Source organism: Sphingopyxis witflariensis (assembly GCF_002205635.1).
Classification (GTDB): Bacteria; Pseudomonadota; Alphaproteobacteria; order Sphingomonadales; family Sphingomonadaceae; genus Sphingopyxis; species Sphingopyxis witflariensis.
This window is the reverse complement of the sequence record NZ_NISJ01000007.1, coordinates 189,389-211,454: the sequence shown is the minus strand read 5'-3', so window position 1 is coordinate 211,454 and position 22,066 is coordinate 189,389. Positions and strand designations below refer to the sequence as shown.

The 22,066-nt window shown below is 64.8% G+C and carries 17 protein-coding genes; 13 read left to right on the top strand and 4 right to left on the bottom strand.

The window, feature by feature from the left end; translation table 11 throughout:
- Positions 1-150: 150 nt before the first annotated feature.
- From CDQ91_RS14065 to CDQ91_RS14045, 5 genes are all read left to right on the top strand, one after another.
- Positions 151-879 (top strand): GntR family transcriptional regulator, encoded by a 729-nt coding sequence (locus tag CDQ91_RS14065; protein ID WP_088473354.1) that lies wholly within the window; start codon positions 151-153, stop codon positions 877-879.
- 262 nt (positions 880-1,141) lie between these two features.
- Entirely contained in the window at positions 1,142-3,361 is a 2,220-nt protein-coding gene (locus tag CDQ91_RS14060; RefSeq protein ID WP_158213685.1) for a TonB-dependent receptor, read from the top strand.
- Positions 3,362-3,456: 95 nt separating this feature from the next.
- Entirely contained in the window at positions 3,457-4,629 is a 1,173-nt protein-coding gene (locus tag CDQ91_RS14055; RefSeq protein WP_144036777.1) for a Rid family hydrolase, read from the top strand.
- Positions 4,622-5,902, top strand: coding sequence for an MFS transporter (locus tag CDQ91_RS14050; RefSeq protein ID WP_158213684.1), 1,281 nt, complete (start codon positions 4,622-4,624; stop codon positions 5,900-5,902). The genes CDQ91_RS14055 and CDQ91_RS14050 overlap by 8 nt, the downstream gene beginning before the upstream one ends.
- Positions 5,899-6,897, top strand: a complete 999-nt coding sequence (locus tag CDQ91_RS14045) for an NADPH:quinone oxidoreductase family protein (RefSeq protein WP_088473350.1) — start codon at positions 5,899-5,901, stop codon at positions 6,895-6,897. Before CDQ91_RS14050 ends, CDQ91_RS14045 begins: the two co-directional genes overlap by 4 nt.
- A 19-nt stretch (positions 6,898-6,916) precedes the next feature.
- On the opposite strand, the gene CDQ91_RS14040 is transcribed toward CDQ91_RS14045, so the two are convergent.
- Entirely contained in the window at positions 6,917-7,963 is a 1,047-nt protein-coding gene (locus CDQ91_RS14040; RefSeq protein WP_158213683.1) for a M14 family metallopeptidase, read from the bottom strand.
- Positions 7,964-8,446: 483 nt separating this feature from the next.
- On the opposite strand from CDQ91_RS14040, the gene CDQ91_RS14035 reads away from it, so the two are divergent.
- From CDQ91_RS14035 to CDQ91_RS14005, 7 genes are all read left to right on the top strand, one after another.
- Positions 8,447-8,779 carry a DUF3088 family protein gene (locus tag CDQ91_RS14035; RefSeq protein WP_158213682.1) on the top strand — a complete coding sequence of 111 codons (333 nt, stop codon included), beginning with the start codon at positions 8,447-8,449 and terminating at the stop codon, positions 8,777-8,779.
- Positions 8,776-9,558 carry an enoyl-CoA hydratase/isomerase family protein gene (locus CDQ91_RS14030; protein WP_088473347.1) on the top strand — a complete coding sequence of 261 codons (783 nt, stop codon included), beginning with the start codon at positions 8,776-8,778 and terminating at the stop codon, positions 9,556-9,558. The genes CDQ91_RS14035 and CDQ91_RS14030 overlap by 4 nt, the downstream gene beginning before the upstream one ends.
- 4 nt (positions 9,559-9,562) lie before the next feature.
- Positions 9,563-10,933, top strand: a complete 1,371-nt coding sequence (locus CDQ91_RS14025) for a phenylacetate--CoA ligase family protein (protein ID WP_088473346.1) — start codon at positions 9,563-9,565, stop codon at positions 10,931-10,933.
- Positions 10,934-11,050: 117 nt separating this feature from the next.
- Positions 11,051-12,781: an acyl-CoA dehydrogenase family protein gene (locus tag CDQ91_RS14020; protein ID WP_088473345.1), complete on the top strand. Its 1,731-nt coding sequence runs from the start codon at positions 11,051-11,053 to the stop codon at positions 12,779-12,781.
- 13 nt (positions 12,782-12,794) lie between these two features.
- A complete protein-coding gene (locus CDQ91_RS14015; RefSeq protein ID WP_088473344.1) occupies positions 12,795-14,606 on the top strand; it encodes an enoyl-CoA hydratase-related protein in 1,812 nt (603 codons plus the stop codon).
- Positions 14,607-14,687: 81 nt separating this feature from the next.
- A complete protein-coding gene (locus tag CDQ91_RS14010) occupies positions 14,688-15,095 on the top strand; it encodes a RidA family protein (protein WP_088473343.1) in 408 nt (135 codons plus the stop codon).
- A gap of 112 nt (positions 15,096-15,207) precedes the next feature.
- A complete protein-coding gene (locus tag CDQ91_RS14005; RefSeq protein ID WP_088473342.1) occupies positions 15,208-16,104 on the top strand; it encodes a LysR family transcriptional regulator in 897 nt (298 codons plus the stop codon).
- A 27-nt stretch (positions 16,105-16,131) separates the two neighbouring features.
- Here CDQ91_RS14005 and CDQ91_RS14000 read toward each other — a convergent pair whose 3' ends face one another.
- The 3 genes from CDQ91_RS14000 to CDQ91_RS13990 form a co-directional block, all read right to left on the bottom strand.
- A complete protein-coding gene (locus tag CDQ91_RS14000) occupies positions 16,132-17,007 on the bottom strand; it encodes an SDR family oxidoreductase (RefSeq protein ID WP_088473341.1) in 876 nt (291 codons plus the stop codon).
- 70 nt (positions 17,008-17,077) lie between these two features.
- Complete coding sequence (locus tag CDQ91_RS13995; RefSeq protein ID WP_088473340.1) at positions 17,078-17,719, bottom strand: 2-hydroxychromene-2-carboxylate isomerase; 642 nt, start codon at positions 17,717-17,719, stop codon at positions 17,078-17,080.
- Positions 17,720-17,722: 3 nt separating this feature from the next.
- Positions 17,723-19,345 carry an AMP-binding protein gene (locus tag CDQ91_RS13990; RefSeq protein WP_088473339.1) on the bottom strand — a complete coding sequence of 541 codons (1,623 nt, stop codon included), beginning with the start codon at positions 19,343-19,345 and terminating at the stop codon, positions 17,723-17,725.
- Between the two features lie 270 nt (positions 19,346-19,615).
- Here CDQ91_RS13990 and CDQ91_RS13985 point away from each other — a divergent pair, with 270 nt between their 5' ends.
- Positions 19,616-22,060 (top strand): TonB-dependent receptor, encoded by a 2,445-nt coding sequence (locus tag CDQ91_RS13985; RefSeq protein ID WP_158213681.1) that lies wholly within the window; start codon positions 19,616-19,618, stop codon positions 22,058-22,060.
- Positions 22,061-22,066 lie beyond the last annotated feature (6 nt).

The window sequence follows — 22,066 nt, the reverse complement described above, 5'->3', positions numbered from 1 at the left end:
CGATTTCACTATAATCTGAGCGCACCCGATCTAGAGTAGTGGCGAGACGCGGCAGGCCCGAGTGCAGATCGTCCCGCATAGGCTCAAAGAAAAGGACATAGGCAAGGGCCGATTCCTGCGATATCGGTCCGACGCTTTTTGGAGTTGTTGATGCGCAAGGAAGACGTGGAAGATTTAAACGGCGATAAGGCCGATCTGGGCGAGCAGGCCTATCGTCTGCTCTACAAGGAGGTGGTGCGGTGCCGAATCTTGCCGGGTCAGGACATTACCGAAGCCCAGCTGTGCGACACCTATGGTCTGAGCCGGAGCCCGGCGCGTCGTGCCCTAGCCCTTCTGGCCCATGACGGGCTTATCACCCCGGTACCTCGCCTGGGATTTCACGTATCCGATATCAGCCTGGTGACTATCCGCCAGACGTTCGAGATGCGCGCCTCGCTCGAGGGGCTTGCCGCGCGGGCAGGCATTGGACGGATCGACGTCAACCTCCTCAGGGACCTGAATACGCGATATGTGGAAGGCGCGAATGCGGGGTTGCCGGGGATGATGGAAATTCATGACGAGATCCACAACCGGATTTACGCCGCCAGCAAGAATCCGATTATGGAAAAGGTTCTCCACCAGCTTCTCGACCAGTCAAATCGCATTGCCTATTTCGTTTCGAAAGTGGGCGGACGCGGTAATGCGGGCAGCGACGTAGTCGTCGACGAGCATGAGCAATTGTTCCAGGCGCTCGAAAGCGGCGATCCGGAAGTCGCCGCCTCGCATTTCCAGGCGCATGTCCGTCACAGCGAGCAGCGCGTCGTCGATGCGCTCTTGTCGTCGCGCTACTTCAGCGATCTCCCGATCCGGATCGATGAAAAGGGCGCCGCGGCGCTCTGAGTTTCCAACCAGCAAGGCAGGGACCGGTCATCGTCGGCTGAACGGTGCCCCGAGTGGGGTGCCACGGCCGCAAAGACGATCGCCCCTGCGAATGCCCCCAATCATCCTCGGTCGAACGCTGCGAGTCATCGCGGCGGGGTCGCCGCATGCCGCGCAATGTCAAATCATGTCGCAATTCCTGCGTAAAGTGTGAAATGTCAATCAATGCATATTGACATTATCAAAACATGACATAAGAATGTCATCAGCAAGGGGACACGACATGATGCTGCGCACTGGACTTCTGATTTCCGCCTCGATCCTGATCTCGGCCGCGGCTTCGCCCGCATTCGGCCAAGCTGCCGCCGAAGCGGAGACGGCGAACGAAAACAATGCCGGGGAAATCATCGTTACGGCGCAGCGGCGGGAGACGGCGCTGAGCCGCACCGCCGTCTCGGCCACCACCTTCAGCGGGGATCAGCTGCAGAGCGCAGGGATCGCGACGCTCGACGATCTTGCAACGCAGACGCCGAATTTCAACTATGTCGATACCGGTCTGATCCCGCGTTACCGTATTCGCGGCGACGGGCTTCAGGTGTTCAACGACACCTCTGAATCGCCGGTGGGCTTTGCCGTGGACGATATCGTCTATGGCGCCGGCGCCCTCCAGCGGGTGCCGCTCTACGACGTGCAGCGGGTCGAAGTGCTGCGCGGACCGCAGGGCACGCTGTTCGGTCGCAACACGACGGCGGGGCTTGTCCAGGTCACCACCAACAAGCCGGGAGAATCCTTCGAGGGCTATCTGCAGGGGCAGCTCGGATCCTTCTGGCAGCGCCAGGTCGAGGGCGCCGCGAATATCCCGTTTGCCGAGGGCGTTCGCGGACGCGTTGCCTTCTATTATGACAAGGACGATGGCTTTCAGCGCAACGCGGCCTTCCCCGACGGCCAGCGCTGGTCGGCGCGCGACGTGCTCTCGGGCCGGGCGCAGCTTGGGTTTGACATGGGGCCCGACGCGTCTTTGCTGCTCAAGGCCAGTGTCACCCGCGACCGCAGCGTCGCTCCTTCGTCGGGGAGCCAGGGCGCGCTCGATCCGGTGACGGGCGCGCCATGCGATACCGCCAGGATATTGGCGAACGAATGCGTCAACGGGACGGGCTTCAATTTTGGCGAACCCGATCCGAAGAAGATTTTCAGTGATTTCGACGGGATGCCCAATCATCTCGACTTTGCCGAATATAGCGCCCGGCTGAACTGGAACATCGCGCCTTCGGTCGAACTGGTCTCCATCACAGGCTACCTCGATTATGACCGCATCTTCCAGGAAGATGCCGACGGCAGCGCGGTTGGCGGTTTCCTCGGCAACGCATCGGCGATCTACACGCTCGACGCGAAGCAATTCTCCCAGGAGCTTCAGCTGCGCGGCGGCCGCCCCGGCGGATTGAACTGGGTCGCCGGCGCCTTCTATTATAATGACCGGCGCACTGCGACCAGCACCGTGCCCGAATTCTTCGGCACCGCGATTGACACGACAGGCCGGGTGAAGACCGAATCCGGGGCGCTGTTCGTCAATGCCGATTTCCCGCTCGGCGACACGGTCGGAGTTGAGCTTGGAGGCCGCTTTACCAAGGAAACCAAGAAGCTCGACCTCGTCTTTCCGGCGGCGCCAAGCGCCAGCTACAAGGTGTCGGTCGACGAATTCACCTGGCGCGCGGGCATCAACTGGACGCCGAGCGACGTTCTCTTCCTCTATGCCAATGCGGCGACGGGCTATAAATCGCCCGACTTCAACACGACGCTCCTCTTCGGCGATGCATCGGCCGCGGCGCCGACCGATCCCGAGACCAGCCTGGCGCTGGAAGCGGGCGCGAAGTGGCGGCTAAACGATGGACGCCTCCTGTTTTCCGTCGCGGGTTTCCGCAACCATGTGAAGAACAAGCAGGCGACCGTGGCGGAACTCGTCGGCGGGCTCCCCGTCTCGCGGCTGTTCAATTTCGGCGAACTGGAGGTATTCGGCGCCGAGTTCGAACTCACGGGCAAGGTCACCGACCAGCTGACGGTGCAACTGGGCCTGTCGCTGCTCGATACGCAAATCGATGCGCCTCCAACCGCGGTCTACCGTTCCGGTCCGGCGGGCGATGTTACTCCGGTCGATGGCAAGGAACTGACGGCGACGCCGCACTATAAGGTCAACGGCCTCCTGCGCTATGACTTCGAGCCTTCGTCGGTCGGCCAGTTCGCGGTCCAGGGGGATTTCACTTTCACTGGCCACCAGTTCTTCCAGCTCGACAATAATGATCGCGATGCCCAGAACGCTTATGGAACGGCGAACCTGCGGCTCTTCTGGCGCGACCCGAGTGATCGCTACAGCGTCCAGGCCTTTGTCGAAAATGTGACGAACACGGCTTATGCATCCTATGTCGTGACCCCAGGCGGGTTTGACACCCGCTACATCTGGTGGGGCAAGCCCCGCACATGGGGCGTGCGCATGGGCGTGGATTTCTGATCATTTCCGACGCCGCCGGTGCGGCGCTGTACAGCGGTCCGTCTCCAGCAGACAGGCATGATGGCGAAACGGATTATTTTTTGGGTGAGGGCGATGTGAGCGACGCGGCAAAAGCATTGGACCGACTGCACATTAGCGTGTCGCCGGCGATCAAGCAGGTGATGCCGGAGTTCAAGATCAGCCGCGCGGTGCGGGCCGGGCCCTGGCTGTTCACCAATGGCCAGATGGACATGGGCGCCGGCGGAAAGGTCCTGAACCCCGGAGATCTCATGGCGCAGACCTTCGCGTGCCTGCGCAGTGTCTACGAGGTATTCGCCAAGGCGGACTGCCGGCTCGCCGAGCTTGCGCAGCTGCAGATATTCTATCTTGCCACCTCAGTCGACGACGAGGCGGCGTATCGCGCGGAGATTCTCGCGGAATTTCCCGAGTGCGCCGATGTGCTGATCGTCATGACGCCGGTCCCCAGTTTCGCGACCATCGGCAGCGAAGTCGAAATCGATGCGATTGCCGTCAAGGGGCGCCGCGCCGCGGCGACGGATGCCGATGGCGCGGTGCAGGCGGTCCGGCGCGGGGACTGGCTGTTCGCGAGCAGCCGCGCCGCGCCCGGGACGCTGATCTGGGATGGCTTGCGCGCGGCGCTGGCCCGGCTGGATGGCGCGTTGGGCGATATATGCCGCCTCTATGCCTATTATCCTGCGGACTTGCCCGCTGCCGACCGGGCTGCGATCGAGCGCGACCTCGCCGCCGTGTTCGGCCGCTCGCCGCCAGCCTATCATGCAGCCTTGCTGCCGGCGAAGAAGGATCGCGCATTTGCCGTCGAACTGGAAGCGATCGCGCACGACGGCTCCGATGCGGACAAGGTCCGTCAGGGGCGGGCGCCGGCGCCGTCCGCCACGTTCGATTGGCCGTTCGTCGAGACGCTGCGCTGCGCGGACGTCGTGTTCGCCAGCGGCCAGTCACCGACCGACGATAGCGGAGCGATCGTGCATTGCGGCAATATCGCCGATCAGGCCCGGCTGGTCATGCGCAAGCTTGAGCAGGCCCTCCATCGCGTCGGCGCCGACATGGCCGATCTCGTGAAGATCAAAACCTATTATGAAGGCGAGTGGGACAAGGAAAACTGGTTCGACAATCTGCGCGCGCGGATGGAGCTGCTGAGCGACCCGGGACCCGCCTCCTCGGGAATCGAGGGCTTGCTGCCGGTCATGGCGGACACGCTGCTGTCGGTCGATGGTATCGCGGTGGTCGATGGAGTGCCGCTTGCTTAGCGCGCAGCCCGCCCCGGGCTTCCTGCGCCGGCATGGTCTCCTGCTCGCGCTGACGCTGATCATCGTCATCCATGCCGTCGACCGGCTGGCGATCGTGATCCTCCTTGAGGACATCAAGAGGGACCTGCTGCTGAGCGACGCGCAGCTCGGATTGCTTTCGGGCTTTGCCTTCGTTGCGCTCTATGTCGTCGCCGGCATTCCGATGGCGTTCGTGTCGGACCGTTCGAACCGCAGCCGCACGATCGGTGTCGCGCTCACCGCGATGGGCGGGATGACGATGCTGTGCGGGATGGCGCAAAATTTCCTGCAGCTCGTCGCCGCGCGCTGCGGTCTCGGGATCAGTGCGTCGCCCTGCGTCCCGGCCGCGCATTCGATCATCGCCGACGTCTATCCCCCCGCGCAGCGAACCACTGCCCTTTCGATTACCGAATCGGGCTTTTTCGTCGGCTCCTTCGTTGGCCTCTGGGTGTGCGGCTGGATCGCGACCGACTATGGCTGGCGCATCGCCTTTTTCGCGATCGGCATGCTGCCCCTTCTGCTTGGCCTGTCGGTCCTGGCATGGATGCGCGATCCCGTCCGGGCGCTGCGCGATAATAAGGTTCAGCTCGGGTTTCGCGACACGATGCGGACGATTGTCGGGGTACGCGCGGTGCGCTGGTATGTCGCGGGCAGTGCCTTTGCCGTTTTCGCCTCGGCGGGAATGATGACGTGGCTTCCGGCGCTGATGATCCGCTCCTATGGCATGACGCGGACCGAGGCGGGCGGCCTGATCGGCGCCATCAACGGGGTCGGAGGGCTGATCCTCACGATCGCGGTCGGGGTCGTTGCCGATCGGCTGGCGCGCCGCGAAGCGCGCTGGAACCTCTGGATTCCGGCCTTGCTCTTCGCCGCCAGCGCCCCCTTCGCGGCGTTCGCCTTCCTCAGTCACTCGCCGGCGGTCCTCATCGGCTGCTTTGCCGTGGCGGCGTGCATGATCACCGCGTGCAGCGCCCCGATCATCAGCTATTCGCAGCAGATAACCCCGCCCAACGTCCATGCGATGGTGACGGCATCGATCTTTCTGGTCTTTAACCTCGCAGGGTTTGGACTGGCCCCGCTGGCGGTTGGCGCGCTCAGCGATTATCTGGCGCGTACCGGGCAACCCGAGCATAGTCTCCAGCAGGCGCTGCTCTATCTCACAGCGCCGTCGCTGGTCATCGCGGCCCTGCTAGTCTTTATCGGTGGACGTTTTGAAGCCGAAACGTCCCCCCCGCCGCAGCGAGCCGAGCCGTGAAAGCCCTTTTGTCGATCCGCCCCGGCGGCCCCTCTACCCTCGAGCTTGCCGAACTGCCCGAGCCGCAACCGGGCGTCGGCGAGATGCGGGTGCGCGTTCTGGCATGCGGCATCAACTATCCCGACGTGTTGATCATCGAGGACAAATATCAGTTCAAGCCCCCGCGTCCCTTCGCGCCTGGAAGCGAGATCACCGGCGTCGTCGAGGCGACAGGCGAGGACGTTTCGGGCTGGCAGGTCGGCGATCGGCTGATCGCGCTGATGCGCGATGGCGGCGGTCTCGCCGAACAGGCAGTGGTGCAAGCCGAGAGCGCCATTCGCTTGCTCCCGGGATTCGACGCCGTCGAAGGCGCTGCACTTCTGTTCACCTATGGCACCACAATACATGCCCTGACCGACCGCGGCCGGCTGAAGCCTGGCGATACGTTGCTGGTCCTCGGCGCGGCGGGGGGTGTTGGCCTCGCGGCGGTCGAGATCGGCAAGGCGATGGGCGCGAACGTCGTGGCGGCGGTGTCGGACGCCCGCAAGGCGGCGGCCGTGCGGAAGGCAGGCGCCGACAAGGTCATGATCTACGATCGCGGGCCGTTCGATGCGGAAGGCGCGCGGGGTCTCGCGGCTTCGTTCAAGGACGCGGTCGGTCCCGGCGGGGCGCAGGTGATTTATGACCCCGTGGGCGGCGACTATACCGACGCGGCTCTGCGGGCGATCGCGTGGGAAGGGCGTTATCTCGTCGTCGGCTTCCCGGCCGGTATCCCGCGGCTCCCGCTCAATCTTCCGCTGCTCAAGTCAGCGGACATTTGCGGGGTGTTCTGGGGCGGCTTTTTCGCTCGCGATCCCGACCGGCATCGCCGACATGTGTCACAGTTGCTCGATTGGTGGGCGCAGGGCCGAATCCGGCCGAATATCGACAAGATCTATTCGCTCGCCGACGGCGGCACAGCGATCGCGCGGCTCGCTGAACGCTCGGTCATCGGCAAGGTCGTCGTCTGTCCCTGAAGCCGATGTCGTCAGCGCCTCAGGGGAGGTCCAGACTTGACCATTGCTTGGCGAGATAGGCGACGCTGTCGCCGCTATGCACCACCGGGTCCTGGCGGACCGCGATCAGAAGCACGTCCATCGGCATGCTGACCGTGTCGATGACGACGCCGGTGAAATCGGTGATTGTTCCGATCGGGTCACCCGCTTTTACCAATGCTCCCGGCGTGAGGTCGGACTGCCACAGCCCGCCGACATCGACGTTCAGATGACCCCGCGATGTGACCAGCCGCGAATGCGACGATCCGGTCGTCTTGTGTTCGGCGGCCAAAATCCCGAGCTCGGCGCAGATGCCGAAATAGCACCGGACGCCGAACCGGACCTCCTCGGGCGTCGAGCGCTGGGCGACGCCGAACTCGACCATGAAGGCGGGAATGCCTTGCGCCATTGCCTGATAGTCGAGCGCCCCCGCGTGGTGACCGGGATGTTCACCCGCTTCAGGTCCGACCCGCATGTGGCAGATTGCGAAGGGTTCGAAGATGCGCAGGAAGCGATAGAGATCGGACGGCTCGACCGGACTGTTCGGTGGCAGTTTATAGACGCCGTAGATCTTGCTGGAGAAATCGGTTCCCTGGGCATGCATGCTCAGCAGCAGGTCCGGCCGGACGGCCACGATTTCGCCGAACAGGCGGTGCGCCATGCGTTCGGTGATGAAACCATCGGGACGGCCCGGAAAGGAGGTGTCGAGATTCTGGCCGAAATCCTGCTGGGTCGCCCAAGTCCGACTTTCCAGCGCCAGCGGATTACCGCTCGCGGTGAAGACAATATTTCCCGCCATCTGGCCGGGGTCGAGCTGCCGGCAAAATTCGATGCCGGCGACGATGGCGCAGACCTCGGTGCCATGGACCTGACCATTGATCCAGAGCGTCGGCCCCGGCTCGCGCCCGATGACGACAATATAACTTAAAGCAATATCCGCCCCCGACGCACGACTGCCGAGCGGGATACGGCCGCGATGCACGGTCCCGCGCGGCGCGCGGTCGAGCAACTGCTTAATCGTCTGGGTCGGGGGGCTTTCCTGTCGCATTTGGTCTCCTGTCATCATCTTCAGCCTCGGACAAAAAAAATGTCAATGATCGCCAATTGAAATCCAGATAGTCGGATTGTCCGCGGTTCGCAAGCCTTTGCAGCACCAAATATTGCCATCCTGGATTGCATATAACCATTCCATCAGGCACAAAATCTTGGCGAAACTAATAGAGTAGTACCAGAATTCTATCTGACATGTTATAAAACCATATTGACATTTCAGAACGCGTAAGCCAATTGGAATCGCAAGCTCTCCGATGGGTATGGGGCGGACTATGACCGGACTGGCCGGGCTGTCGATGGCAGCGGCTCTTCTTTTTGGTGCAGGCCAATGCAGCTCCTCGACGCGCGACGCGACGACGGATCTCCAGGCCGGGACGCCAATCGCCCGCGCCGCTTCCCGACAGGAGCGGGCAGGCGCTTTACGTGTGGGTCGGCGCGCGGCCATCGGCGCTGTTCAATCGTTTCAGGGGATATATGGATGCAACCGACGCTATACCTTCTCGCACCGTCGCTGGATGAACAGCCGCTGGTCTGCCCCGAATGCGCGCTGATCGAGGGAATCATGGCCTATTATCCGGCGATACGCGGCGCCGTCGCGGTAAAGCGTATCGGGTTCTCGCGGCCGCGGGCGGACCTGGTTGCCGCACTCGGTGAACCTCATCAAAGTGCGCCTGTCGTCATCTTTCCCGCAGGCGCCGACGCGCCTGCCGCGGCGCACGCGGGGCTTGATGGCAAGCGATTTCTCGCCGGAGGCGAGGCCATCGCGGCCTATTTCGCCGACCTCGGGCTCGCGGGCCGACTGGCGTCATGACGACCAAATCCGAGGTTGCCGGATCCACCGGTTCGGAGGCCGCACCCGCGGTTCTGCACGATGTGCGCGGCGGGGTGGGCAGTATCACCCTCAATCGTCCGGGCAAGCGCAACGCGGTGACACCGGAGATGTTCGACCTGTTCAATGCCGCGATGCAGTCGCACGAGGCGGATGCGGCGGTGCGCGCGATCCTGATCCTTGGGGAAGGTGCGGCTTTCTGTGCCGGCGGGGATCTGGGCATGATCGACGCGGCGAACAAGGGCACCGTGGACGCCGAGGCGCTCGATCTCGACTTCTTTCAGCCCGGCCTGATCACCAAGCCGATCATCTGCGGGATCAGCGGCGCATGCGTCGGCGAAGGCGTCGCCATCGCGCTGGCGAGCGACATCGTCATCTGTGGGCGCTCGGCGCGCTTCGCCCTGCCTGAAGTGGCGCTCGGCATACCGCCCGTCGACATCCCGCTGCTTGCAGCGCGGCGTCTTGGCGCGAACCATATTCTGGAAGCGCTGCTGACCGGCGCGTGGAAGGATTCGCACTGGGCGGACAAGACGGGCCTGGTCAACGAAGTCGTTGACGACGAACTGGTGGCTGCGACAGCATCCGCGCTTGCGCAAAAAATTGCCGGCTTGCCGACATCGGTGGTCGCTCTGGTCAAATCGCTTGTCTATGAAGCGAGAGGCTGCGCCGACCCGGCTGCCCTGCGCAGCCAGGGGGCCGCAAGGCGGTCTCGCTTGCGTCAGGCCGCGATCGACGGTTCAACCCCTACCCAAGGCCGCTGATAAAATGATGCAAGCCAATCTGCACCAACCCGAACTCGAGCATCTGGCGGGCGAGGCGCTGCGCGACCATCAGCTCGTGAAATTGCGCGCCCAGCTGCTCCGCGTGTACCGGGATTCGCCTTATTATCGGGACAAGTTCGACGCGGCCGGGGTTGATCCGCGGCGTTTTCAGGGCTGGGACGATTATGCCCGCTATCCCTTTTTCGACAAGGAAGAGGAAAGGCTCAGCCAGGAACGGTCGCGCGAGGAAATGGGACATCCCTTCGGGATGCATGTGACCTGTGACGTTCGCGACATCAACCGGGTCAGCGCGTCATCGGGAACGACCGGTGCGCCGACATACATCGGCTATACGGCGAACGACCGCGCGGTGTCGCAGGATCATGTTGCGCGGATGATGGCCCGTGCCGGATTGCGGGGCGGCGACCGCGTGCTCTTCGCCGGCGTCATGAGCATGTGGATCGTCGGCATCCCGGCCGTGGATGCGCTCCTCAATCTCGGTTTCTGCGTCATCCCGATCGGCGGTCTCGCCACCACCGAGCGCTTCGCGCAAACGGCGATCGACACCCGTCCCGACATGATGATGTGCACACCTTCCTATGCACTCCATCTTATCAAGTCGGTTCCCCAAAAAACCCGCTGGCGCACCGAGGAATTCGGGATCCGCAAGTTGATCGTCTTTGGCGAGCCCGGCGGCGGCATTCCCGAAATTCGCGAGCAGCTTTCGGCAGGCTTTGGCGGCGCCGAAATCTACGATATGTCGGGCGGCACCGGCTGTACGAACCCGCTCGGACTTTCGTGCGAGGCGCACAACGGCATCCATGTCTTCGGCAACGATAATGCGCTGATGGAAATATTGGACCAGGACCTCAACCCCCAGCCGATCGAGAACGGGGTGGAGGGGGAAGTGGTCTTCACCGGGCTGGTGAAGGAGTGCCAGCCGCTGATCCGCTGGCGCGACAAGGATCTGATCCGGGTGTTCACCGATCCATGCCCGTGCGGGCGTCCCGGACCGCGCATCGAATTTCGCGGGCGGATCGACGACATGCTGCTGGTGAAAGGCGTCAACGTCTTTCCCAATGCGGTTCGCGATGTGGTGGCGGCGAGTTCGGATCTCGTCGCCGGCGATATCCAGATATTGCGCTATTCGGCCTCGGCGGTCGTCGAGGCTCCGGTCGATGTCGAGGTATGCCTCAAGCCCGGTGTCGCGGTCGAGACCCGCGCGCGCCTGGCGCAGGAGCTCGAAGCGGCGATCCAGAACAAGCTCCGTTTCCGCGCCCGGGTGCATCTGGTGGAGCCCGGCGATTTCTCGATGGAATATGGCGCGACCGGCAAGGCGAAGCTGGTGCGTACCATCGACCGATCGGGCGCTTGATCGCGGCCGCCGACGAGAAGGGCGGTCACCGCGGCGGTTGACGCCGGTGGCCTTATGAAGAGCTGCGATGAGCCGGGTGGGCGGCGTGGCGGCGGCCGATTTTTCAGGGAGTGGGTTTTGGCAAGCTATGCGCCTCCGATCGCGGACTATCGCTTTCTCCTCGAGAGGGTGCTGGGGTTCGAGCAAGCGATGTCCGAACTGGGCCGCGACGTCGACGTCGAACTCGCCGCCGCGGTGCTGGAGGAGGCGGGCCGCCTGTGCGCGGACCGGCTGCATCCGCTCAACCGCGAGGGGGACGAACATGGGTGTCGGCTGGTTGACGGGGCGGTCGAGACGCCGCCGGGTTTCGCCGTAGCCTATCGCGACTTTGCCGCCGCCGGGTGGCCCGCGCTCAGCGCCGACCCCGAGCATGGCGGGCAAGGCCTGCCGCTGATCGTTCAGCTCTGGACCGACGAGATGCTGTCGGCCACCAATCTGTCATTCGGCCTCTGCCCGAGCCTGACGCGCGGCGCGTGCGAGGCGCTTGCCGCGCATGCCAGCGCCGAACTCAAGGCGCGCTGGCTCTCTCCGCTCGTGCGCGGCGAATGGACCGGCGCGATGGCCTTGACCGAAAGCGCGGCGGGATCCGACCTGTCGCTCCTGACGACCCGGGCGGAGCCGCGCGGCGACGGCAGCTATCGGGTCAGCGGCAGCAAGATTTTCATTTCATCCGGCGATCATGACTATGGCGGCAATATCGTCCATCTAGTCCTCGCGCGGCTCGCCAATGCGCCGTCGGGCGTGAAGGGGATCAGCCTGTTCCTCGTGCCGAAATTCCTGCCCGACGCCGCGGGCGACTTCTGCCTTCGCAACGCCATGTCCGTCGGGGCGCTTGAAAAGAAGATGGGCATGCACGCCCAGCCGACCTGCCTGATGAATTATGATGGTGCGACGGGCTGGCTGATCGGCCAGCCGCATCGCGGCCTCGCGGCGATGTTCACGATGATGAACACCGAACGGCTGATGTGCGGCGTGCAGGGGCTGGGGGTGGCGGGTGGCGCCTATCAGCAGGCGCTGGCCTATGCGCGCGATCGGCGCCAGGGGCGAGGTGCCGCCGGCGCGTCGGCGCCGGTGGCGATCATCGAGCACGCCGACGTGCGCCGCATGCTGCTTTCGATCCGTTCGTTCGTCGAGGGCGCGCGCGCGCTGGTCGGCTGGTGTGCGCTGCAGGTCGATCGCGCTCGGCATCACCCCGACCCCGCGGAACGCGTGCGCGCCGACCATGTGGCCGCGCTGCTGACGCCGGTCATCAAGGCGGGCTTTACGGATATGGGTTTCGAGAGCGCCGTCGCGGCGCAGCAGATCTTCGGCGGCCACGGCTACATCCGCGAGTGGGGGATGGAGCAATATGTTCGCGATGTCCGGATCGCCCAGATCTACGAGGGCACCAACGGCATCCAGGCGCTGGACCTGGTGACCCGTAAATTGTCGCTCGAAGACGGCGCGGTGGTCAGCACCTTCTTCGCCGCGCTCGAGTCCGAACTTTCCGCCGCGGCGGGATCTTATGTGGGCGACCGGACCCTCGCGGCGCTCGGCCTGCTCCGCGGCGTCACGGCGCAAGTGCGCGCGGCGCCCCCCGAGATCGCCGGCGCGGTAGCGGCCGACTATTTGCGCCTGTTCGCGCTGGTTTTGCTCGGGTGGATGTGGTCGCGGATTGCCGCAGGCGCGGCATCCGAGCCGGCGTTTGCGGCCAAGCTTGGGGTCGCCGATTTTTTCGCCCGCCGGATTCTCCCGCAGGCCGAGGGACTTGCGGGGGGAATTTCGGCGGCGATCGAAGGGGGGGGCATGCTCCCCGCCGGCGACTTCTGATCGAGCGGGTCTGATGACGATTGAAGTCGAGGACCTGCGGAAGGTGCAACTGCTGCGCCTGTCGAACGGACCGGCCAACATCCTTTCGGTTGGCACCGGGCTTGTCGCGGCGCTGGGCGCCGCACTGGCCCGCGCCCAGGCCGTACCGGGCTGCCGCGGGGTCGTGATTACCGGCGCCCGCAACATATTCTGCGGCGGCGCAGATCTTGGAGATCTTGGCCGCGCGGACGATCTGCGCGCGCTGTTCGAGGCCATCGAATGGTCCGCCATCCCCGTGGTGATGGCGATCAGCGGTCCGGCTCTTGGCGGCGGGGTCGAACTGGCGCTGGCCGGCCACTGGCGCATCGCGGCGCGGACCGCCGCGTTCGCGCTTCCCGAAGTCGGTCTCGGCCTGCTGCCCGGGCTGGGCGGAACGCAGCGATTGCCGCGCCTGATCGGTGCCGATCGCGCGCTGGACCTGATGTTGTCGGGACGACGGATAACCGCCGAGGCTGCGCTCGCCGCGGGGCTGATCGACGCCATCGTCGATGGCGATGTCGTGGAGTCTGCGATCCGGTTCGCGCGCGATGGACGGGCACCGCTGCGCAGGACGTGCCAACTGCCGCCGCCGCCCGACGCCGCGGCCGCGATCGCGGCGCGGCGCCAGGCGCTTGGCACCAGCCTCAACCGGGCGCCCGAACGGATACTCGACTGCGTCGCGAACCTGTCGGGAGACTTTGCCGCGGGGATGCGGCTGGAGGCGCAATGGCTCGACGAGCTGGTGGCGTCCGAGGCGTCGCGGGGACTGCGGCACGCGTTCTTCGCGCATCGGGCCGCGATGCATATTCCAGGGCTGGACAAGGGGCGCAGGGTCGGTCCGCCCGCCACGGCGCACATTCTGGGGCGCTGCACCCATTCGCAGCACATCGCGGCCACCCTGCAGGCGTCGGGCGTCGCGGTTTCGCAAGGCCGTCCGGGGCAGGGCGCGGGTCATCCCGAGCTTGTCGTCACTTTGGATGAAACAAGCGGCGCGCCGCAGTTTCTTGCCACCGAGGCGGCCGCTGTTACTGCCTCGCCGCGGCGCGCCGCAACATCCTATGATGCGGATAGTGTTCAGGATGCGGACGGCGCGCGCGCGGCCGCAAAGCACGTGCAGTTCCATTGCGCGGGTCCAGGCGCGTTGATGGAAGTGATCCGGGCGCCCGGCACCGCGCCCGCCGCATTGGCGGCGATGGCGGCTCTCGGCAAGGCGATGGGCAAGACGGTCATCGTGTCCGGCGATCGCGGCGGTTCGATTTTCGAGCGGTTGGCCGAGGCCTATGCCGCGCCCGTGCGCTCGCTGCTGGCGGAGGGCACGCCGGCCGAACGGATCGATCGCGCGCTGACGCGATGGGGCATGGCGCGAGGACCCGTTGCGGCGGGGCTGGTTTGCTCTCCGGCGGCCGGAACAAGCCGCGACGCCGCCTTGCGCCCCGGCCCGCAGAGCGACGCACACATTGTCGAACTCTGCTTGCTTCATCTCGTCAACGAGGGCGCGCAGCTCATCGACGAGGACGTCGCATGGCGCTCGGCCGATATCGACGTGGCCGCCCTGGAAGGGCTTGGATTTCCGCGCGAACGCGGCGGGCCGATGTTCGAGGCCGATCGGATCGGTCTTCCCCGCATCTTCGCGCGGCTGCAAAGACTATACGCCGACGGAAAGCTCGCGCGCAAACCGGCGGTGCTGATCGAAGCGCTCGCGCGTGCCGGTGCTGCGCTCGCAGATCACGACGCAACGGCCAGCGGTACGCGTCTCCGCGCGCGCGAGACGCGCAGCGTTGTAGAATCATATTCTACGCTGAAGTGAAAAACTGTCTCGCCGTGCGACAATCGCGATGCGCTAGATACCCGCTGGTACAGCATGTCTCGCAACTGAAAGCATTTGACCATGACCGCATCGATTACCCGGCTCAACCCTCCGACCATGCCCGACGCCGCGGCGGCAGGATATTCGCAGATCTCGATTGCCGAGGCCGGCCGGATTGCCTGCATCTCGGGGCAGGTCGCCTGGACCCCCGATGGCAGTCCCGTGCCTGCGATGCTCGGCGGCCAGGCAGAGCTGGTCGTTCGCAACGCCAAAGCTGCGCTCGCCGCGATCGGTGCCACCGCGAAAGACCTGATGATCGTGCGCATCTATCTGGTGGACCTCAACGAAACCCGGCTCGGCGAGCTGTGGCCGCATATTTATGACTTGTTCGACGGAGCGCAGCCGAGTCTCACCGGGATCGGCGTCGCGGCCCTGGCGGGTCCCGACCTCCAGGTCGAAATCGAGATGACGGTGCGCGTGCCGGACTGAGAGTCGCGGCGAAATCTTTCGGCTTGGCCGGCAATCAAGGGGATCGAAAGCGCGCGGCCATTGCGTTAGGGTGGCGGCGGTAATCCCGGCCGAGCGGGGTAGGGAGAACGCCGTGCTGCGCGCTAATCTGAACGACATTCTGGTGTATCTCGCCATTGTCGATGCGGGCAGTTTCGTGGCCGGGGGACAAGCGATGGGTTTGACCCGGTCGGCGGCGGGCAAGGCGGTGGCGCGGCTCGAGGATCGCCTGGGCGTTCGCCTGCTCAATCGGACGACGCGCACGCTCAACCTTACCGACGAAGGCCGCATCTTCTACGATCGCGGCTTGCAGATCGTGGCCGCGATCGAGGACGCCGAAGCCAGCGTCGCGCAGCAAGGCGGCAAGCCGAAAGGTCTGCTGCGCCTCACCGTGCCCGATGCGTTCGGGCGTCTCGTTGTCCTGCCCCTGCTCAAACAATATCTTGCCGACTGGCCCGATATCCAGGTCGAGGTCAGTTTCAGCGATCGGGTGGCCGATTTGTTCGAGGAAGGGTTTGATCTTGCCGTCCGCATCGGGGTGACGAGTTCGGACAACCGCCTGGTGAGCCGCGTTGTCGCGAAATACCGGGCGCTGCTCTGCGCGTCCCCCTCCTATCTTGCAGAGCGCGGCGAACCATCTTCGATCGAGCAGCTGTCGCGCCACGACTGCCTGTTTTTCAGCAGCCGCGCCCAAAAGCAGAGCTGGCGGCTGCGCGATGCCGCGAGCGCGTGGACGAAAGTGCATGGACAAAGCCGCTTGCGCCTCGACAGCGGCGAGGCCATTCGCGACGCCGCGCTCGCCGGCCTGGGGATCGGGCTGCTCCCCGAATTTCTGATCGCCGCCGATATCGAAGCGGGGCGGCTTTGCCATGTCCTGCCCGGCGCCGAGACCGACGAGGTCAAGATCATCACCGTCTATCCCACCAAGCGCTTTCTCGAGCCCCGGGTCCGGCACTTTATCGACCTGATGGTGGCAAAGCTCGCGACCTGAGCGCGCGAGCGCGGCGAGCCCCTGCCCTTATGGGCTGTAGGGATTGTCGGGATCGGGAAGGCCGCGCAGCTCGCGCAGACTGGGGACGAAAAAGTCGGGGACGATGTCGATGTCGGCGATTCCCGGCGGGGCATAGCCGGCCAGATCGTCGATGCCATGCGCAGCGAGCAATTCGTCGTCGATGAAGAAATTGCCGGTCGTCCCGCTCGCCTTGCTGGTGAGGACGATGTGCGCGGCGTCGGCCATGATGTCGGGCGAGCGCAGCGCGCCTTGCCCGATCGCCGGCTTGAACTCGGCCATCGCTGCGGTCGCGATCGCGGTTCGCGGCCATAGCGCATTGACGCCGATCCGGCCGCGATACTCGCCTGCAACGCCCAGGATCACGAGGCTCATCGCATATTTCGCCATGCTGTAGGCGACATGGGGCGCGAACCAGCGCTCCTCGAGATGGAGCGGCGGCGATATCGCCAGGATGTGCGGGTTGTCCGCCTTCAGAAGGTGCGGCAGGCATTTCTGGCTGACCAGAAAGGTGCCGCGCCCGTTGACGCCGTTCATCAGGTCGAAGCGCTTGACCGGCGTGTTGAGAATCCCCGTAAGGCGGATCGCGCTGGCGTTGTTGATGCAGATGTCGATTCCGCCGAAGGCGCGCACGGTTTCGTGAACCGCGCGCTCCACCTGCTCCTCTTCGCGGATATCGCACAGGATCGGCAGAGCTTGTCCGCCGGCATCGCGGATCGCCGCGGCGGCGCTATGGATCGTGCCCGGAAGCGTCGGGTGGGGCTCGCTCGTTTTCGCGGCAATCGCGATATTTGCGCCGTCGCGCGCGGCGCGCAGCGCGATCGCGAGCCCGATGCCGCGCGAGCCGCCGCTGATGAAAAGGGTCTTGTTCTTGAGCGAAGCCATTATGTCCTGTCCTTCGTTGCGGCCGGCGGCCGCCCAATATTGCTGATGTCTCCAGGCGGGAGCGCGGGGGCTACCATCCGCCCCGGGCGATCCATGCCTCGACCATGGGGAGCCGGTCGGCGCCCCAGAATGGTTCGCCGTCGACGACGAAGGTCGGCGATCCGAAGACGCCGGCCTCAATCGCGGCGGTATTTTCATCGGCCAGCGCCTGCTTGACCGCGTCGCTTTGCAGCGCTGCGGCGGCGTCGGTGCGCGGCAGGCCGACGTCCGCAACGATATCGAGAACCGTATCTCCGCGCGCAATGTCGCGGCCATCCGACCAGTGCGCGCGATACAGGGCAAGAATGAGCGCGTGGAGATGGTCGGGCGCGGCGCGGCGCGCCCATAGCGCCGCGCGCGCCGCCGCGAGCGACGAGAAGCCAAAACGGGCGGATTCGGCCAGGCGGAGGCCATGATAGCGGAGCGACCGGGCTATATCGTGATGCAGATAAGGGCCCTTCAGCGGGGTTTCCAATGGCGGCAGGAGCCCCATCGTGTCGACCACCGTCACCTTCAGCAGGATCGGATGCCAGCGGAGCGGCCGGGCGAAGCGCGCCGCCACCGCGCCGACCTTCTCCGCGGCGATCCACCCATAGGGCGACACGAAGTCGAAATAGACGTCGATCGCGCCTTCGCTTGTGGCGGCGCCGCGCACTTCGGTTTCGAGCGACACGGGCTAGTCCCCGGACGGGCCGCCGAGCAGGACATCGCGCAAGGCAAATTTCTGGATTTTGCCCGATGCGGTTTGCGGAAAAGCGTTCATGAAATGCCATCGCCGGGGCACCTTGTATCCGGCGAGCCGGGCGCGGCAGTAATCGGCAAGCTCTTCGGGCGATGGCGGCTGGGCACCGCTCGCGCGGATGCAAGCGGCCACGGTCTCGCCCCAGTCGGCGTCGGGAATGCCGACGACCGCGGCATCGGCGACCCCGGGATGGGTGATGAGCACATCCTCGATCTCGCGCGGATAGACATTTTCGCCGCCGCGAATGATCATGTCGCGCAGTCGGCCGAGCACGCGGCAGTAGCCATATTCGTCCATGCTGCCGATATCGCCGGTGTGAAGCCATCCTTCGGCATCGATGGTGGCGCGCGTCGCTTCGTCGGCATCATGATAGCCCGCCATGATGCAATAGCCGCGCGCGCAGATTTCGCCCGAGACCCCGATCGGCTGGACCGCGCCGCTTATCGGATCGACGATCTTGACCTCGGTCTGGGGAAGCGGCCTGCCGATCGTTTCGGCCCATTGCGGATGCGGATCGGCGGGCAGGGTGTGGGTCAGATAGGGGGATGATTCGGTTTGCCCGAAGCCGATGCCGACCTCGATGCCCGCCACCTGCTGCGCGCGGCGGACGAGTTCGACCGGCACCGGAGCGCCCCCGAGTGTCGCAAGCCGCCATGAGGAGAGGTCACGCGGCGTTTTTTCCTGCACCTCAAGCATCCGGGTCAGCATGGTCGGGACGCAGAGCGTGATCGTGCCGCGCAACTGCTCGAACAGGTCGAGCATCTGGTCCGCGTCGAAACCCGGCGCCATGACCTGGGTGCCGCCGGTCTGCAGCGCGCCAAGCGTCGCAAGCCCGCAGCCCGCGGTATGGAACATCGGCATCGCATTGACCCACACATCGCCTTCGCGGGCGCCGATGGTCTCGGCATAGAGCCGCGCATTGTTGGCGAGGCCGCGATGTTTCAGGCAGGCGCCTTTCGGAAAACCGGTCGTGCCCGACGTATATTGGATCTGCGCGATCGCGTCGGGGAGCACCACCGGAAGCTCCCGATCGCTGCCGGCGGCCACGAAATCGCGCCAGCCCGACAGCGGCAGGATAAATTCCAGCCCGGGCAGGTCCGCACGGACCTGCGCGACGATCGCCCCGAGGTCGCGTCCGCGATAATTGTCCTCTACGATGATGCCTTTCGCCCGCGACTGGCGCAGGACGTGGGTCAGCTCGTCGGCGAGATAGGCCGGGTTGACCGTGACGAGCACGAGGCCCGCCATGGCAGCGCCATATTCGACAATCGCCCATTCCGGTCGATTGCTCGACCAGATGGCAACATGGTCACCCGGCGCGAAATGGTCGAGCAGCGCCTGCGCGGCGCGGCGCGCGTCCGCCGCGAGCTCAAGGAACGACCAGCTTCGTTGCGGTCCGGACGCGGTCTGTCCGTCGATCAGCGCGATGGCATCGCAGTACCGCCCCGCGGCTGCGAGCAACATGTCGCCCACGGGCCGTTCGATCAGCGGGATGCTGCGGTCGGCCGGGTACCGCGATTCGGTAAGCGGGCCGGAGGCGGTCGCCATCTCGTGCATCAAATCTCTCCCTCTTGCCGCGTCGGATCGGTGCGCGTTCGGGTGAGAATGTCTATCGCTCGACGATGCAATATGTCAAATAATGATTTCTATCGAAATAATGAAACATCGGTCATCCAGCGCGGAGGGCGCCGCAGGCGCCCCGCTTCGATGGCGCTCGGCGCATATATTTCAATATATGAACGTGTGCATATATTGACACAAAAGCCATCGGTGCTAAGTAAGGGGCAAATAGGGCGGGAACGCGCCCGATATATGGGAGGGAAGACGATGATCGATTACCGAGACCGCAGCAATTTTCGTGCGCGCCTCGCTGCGGGCGCGATGCTCGTGCTCGCATTGCCGGCCGCGGCCGCGGCGCAGGATGCGCCGGCGCAAAGGCAGGACGTCGGAGACAGCGGTGCCGGCGACATTGTTGTCACAGCCCAGAAGCGCGAGCAGCGACTGCAGGATGTCGGTCTCAGCGTCGCCGCCTTCGGTAGCGAGACGTTGGCGAACGCCGGGGTCAATTCCATCACCGACCTCGCAAAGATCGTTCCCGGCCTTGATGTGACGCCGTCGCCCAGCGGTACGCCGGTTTACACGCTGCGCGGTGTCGGATTTTTCGAGAGCACGCTCAGCGCGGCACCCGACGTGGCGCTGTATCTCGATCAGGTGCCGCTCGCGATCCCGGCTTTCGGGGCGCTCACCGCGTTCGACGTCGAGCGGATCGAAGTGCTGAAAGGGCCGCAAGGCACCCTGTTCGGGACCAATGCAACTGGCGGTGCGATCAACCTGATCGCGGCGAAGCCGACCAACGACCTGCAGGCCGGCGTCGAGCTTGGCTATGGCCGCTTTAACATGGTGCGCGTCGGCGCCTATGTCAGCGGCCCCATTTCCGACACGCTCAAGGGGCGCATCGCGGTCAAGCTGAGCCGGGGCGACGACTGGCAATATAGTTATACGCGCGGCGACAAGCTCGGCAAGACCGACGAGGTCGCCGGCCGCCTCATCCTCGACTGGCAGCCGAGCGACACGGTGAACCTCCTGTTCAACGCCAATGGCTGGCTCAACCGCTCGGACCCGCAGGCTCCGCAGCTGGCGCGCCAGACCACCCCCGCCGACCTGCAGGCGCCCGTCGGCTCGGTGACCTTCGGTCAGGTTGTCCCGCCCGATTTTCCTTTGCTGCTGATCCCCGCGGCCCCGGCGAACAATCGCGCCGCGAACTGGAGCCCCGATTACCGGCCCTATCGCGACGATCGTTTCTACCAGACATCGCTGACCGCCAATATCGATGTCAGCGACACGATCACGCTCACCTCGCTGACCGGCTACAGCGACCTGCGCCAGCGCAAGGCATCATCCTATTCGGGCACCGACCTGGCTGCCTTCGATCAGGCGGCGAACCCGGCAAAGGCGAATGATTTCAGCCAGGAGATGCGGCTCGCCAGCACCGAGCCCTCGGCGCAGCTGCGCTGGATGATCGGCGGCAATTACCAGCGCACCTTCAGTTACGAACGGATCGATGCGATCTATCCCTTTGCCTCGACCGGGTTTCGTGACGGCTTCACGGCCAACACGCTCGACACGCGCCAGCTGTTCGAACAATGGGCAGCGTTCGGAAACCTCGAATATGACCTGACCGACCGGCTGACGCTGAAGGCCGGGATCCGGTACACTGACAGCAGCCGCACGACCGCGGGCCGGGTCTATGACACGCCGGGCTATGTCGAACCGATCCCCGGCTCGCTCGGCCTGACCCAGTTCTTCAACGTGCTGATCCCGCTCGCCTATGTCCCGCTTTTTTGTCCCACCGCAACCTTCACCCCCGTGGTCCCCGGCGAATCGGTCTCGCTCGATCCCGACACCTGCGTGTCGGGCGTCTATAATGCGAAGCTCAAGGAGGATAATGTCCCCTGGAGCGTCGGGGTGGACTTCAAGCCGAACGACGATCTGCTGTTCTATGCCAACATGTCGCGCGGCTTCAAGGGCGGCGCCTTTCCGCTCGTCAACGCGGCGAGCCAGGCGCAATTCTATCCGGTTCCGCAGGAAAAGCTGACCGCTTACGAGGTCGGCTTCAAATCCAGCTTCGATGGCAGCCGCATCGTCCTGAACGGTGCCGCCTTCTATTATGACTATGCGAACAAGCAGACGCGCGGGAAAACCGTCGACCCGCTGTTCGGCGCGCTCGAACAGCTGGTCAGCATCCCCAAGTCGCGCATCTTTGGCGCCGAGTTCGACCTGACCGCAGAACCGGCGCGCGGGCTGACCCTGCGCCTTGCCGGGACCTATCTCAACACCCGCATCAAGGACTTCAACGGCGTCGTCGGCGCGCAGAACAGCGGGGGCCTGCTGTTCCCCGTCTTCGCATCTTTCGAAGGTGCTGATCTGCCGTTTGCGCCCAAGTTCGCGGCCTCCGCGAGCATCGATTATGCGTTTCCGGTCAGCGGCAGCCTCGACGCCTTCTTCGGCGCCGGCGTGCGTAGTCAGACCAAAAGCTACGGCTCGCCGCAGCTCGGCGGACAGGACAAGCTCGATGCCACGATCAAGGGCTATACCACGCTCGATCTACGAGCGGGTCTGACGTCGCCCGATGCCGGCTGGAAGCTCATGCTGTGGGGCAAGAATGTCACCGACACGCATTATTGGACCAACAGCCTGCGCGCGTTCGACACGATCGTGCGCTACACTGGCCGGCCCGCCGAATATGGCGTCACCTTCAGCTACGATTTCTGACGAGAC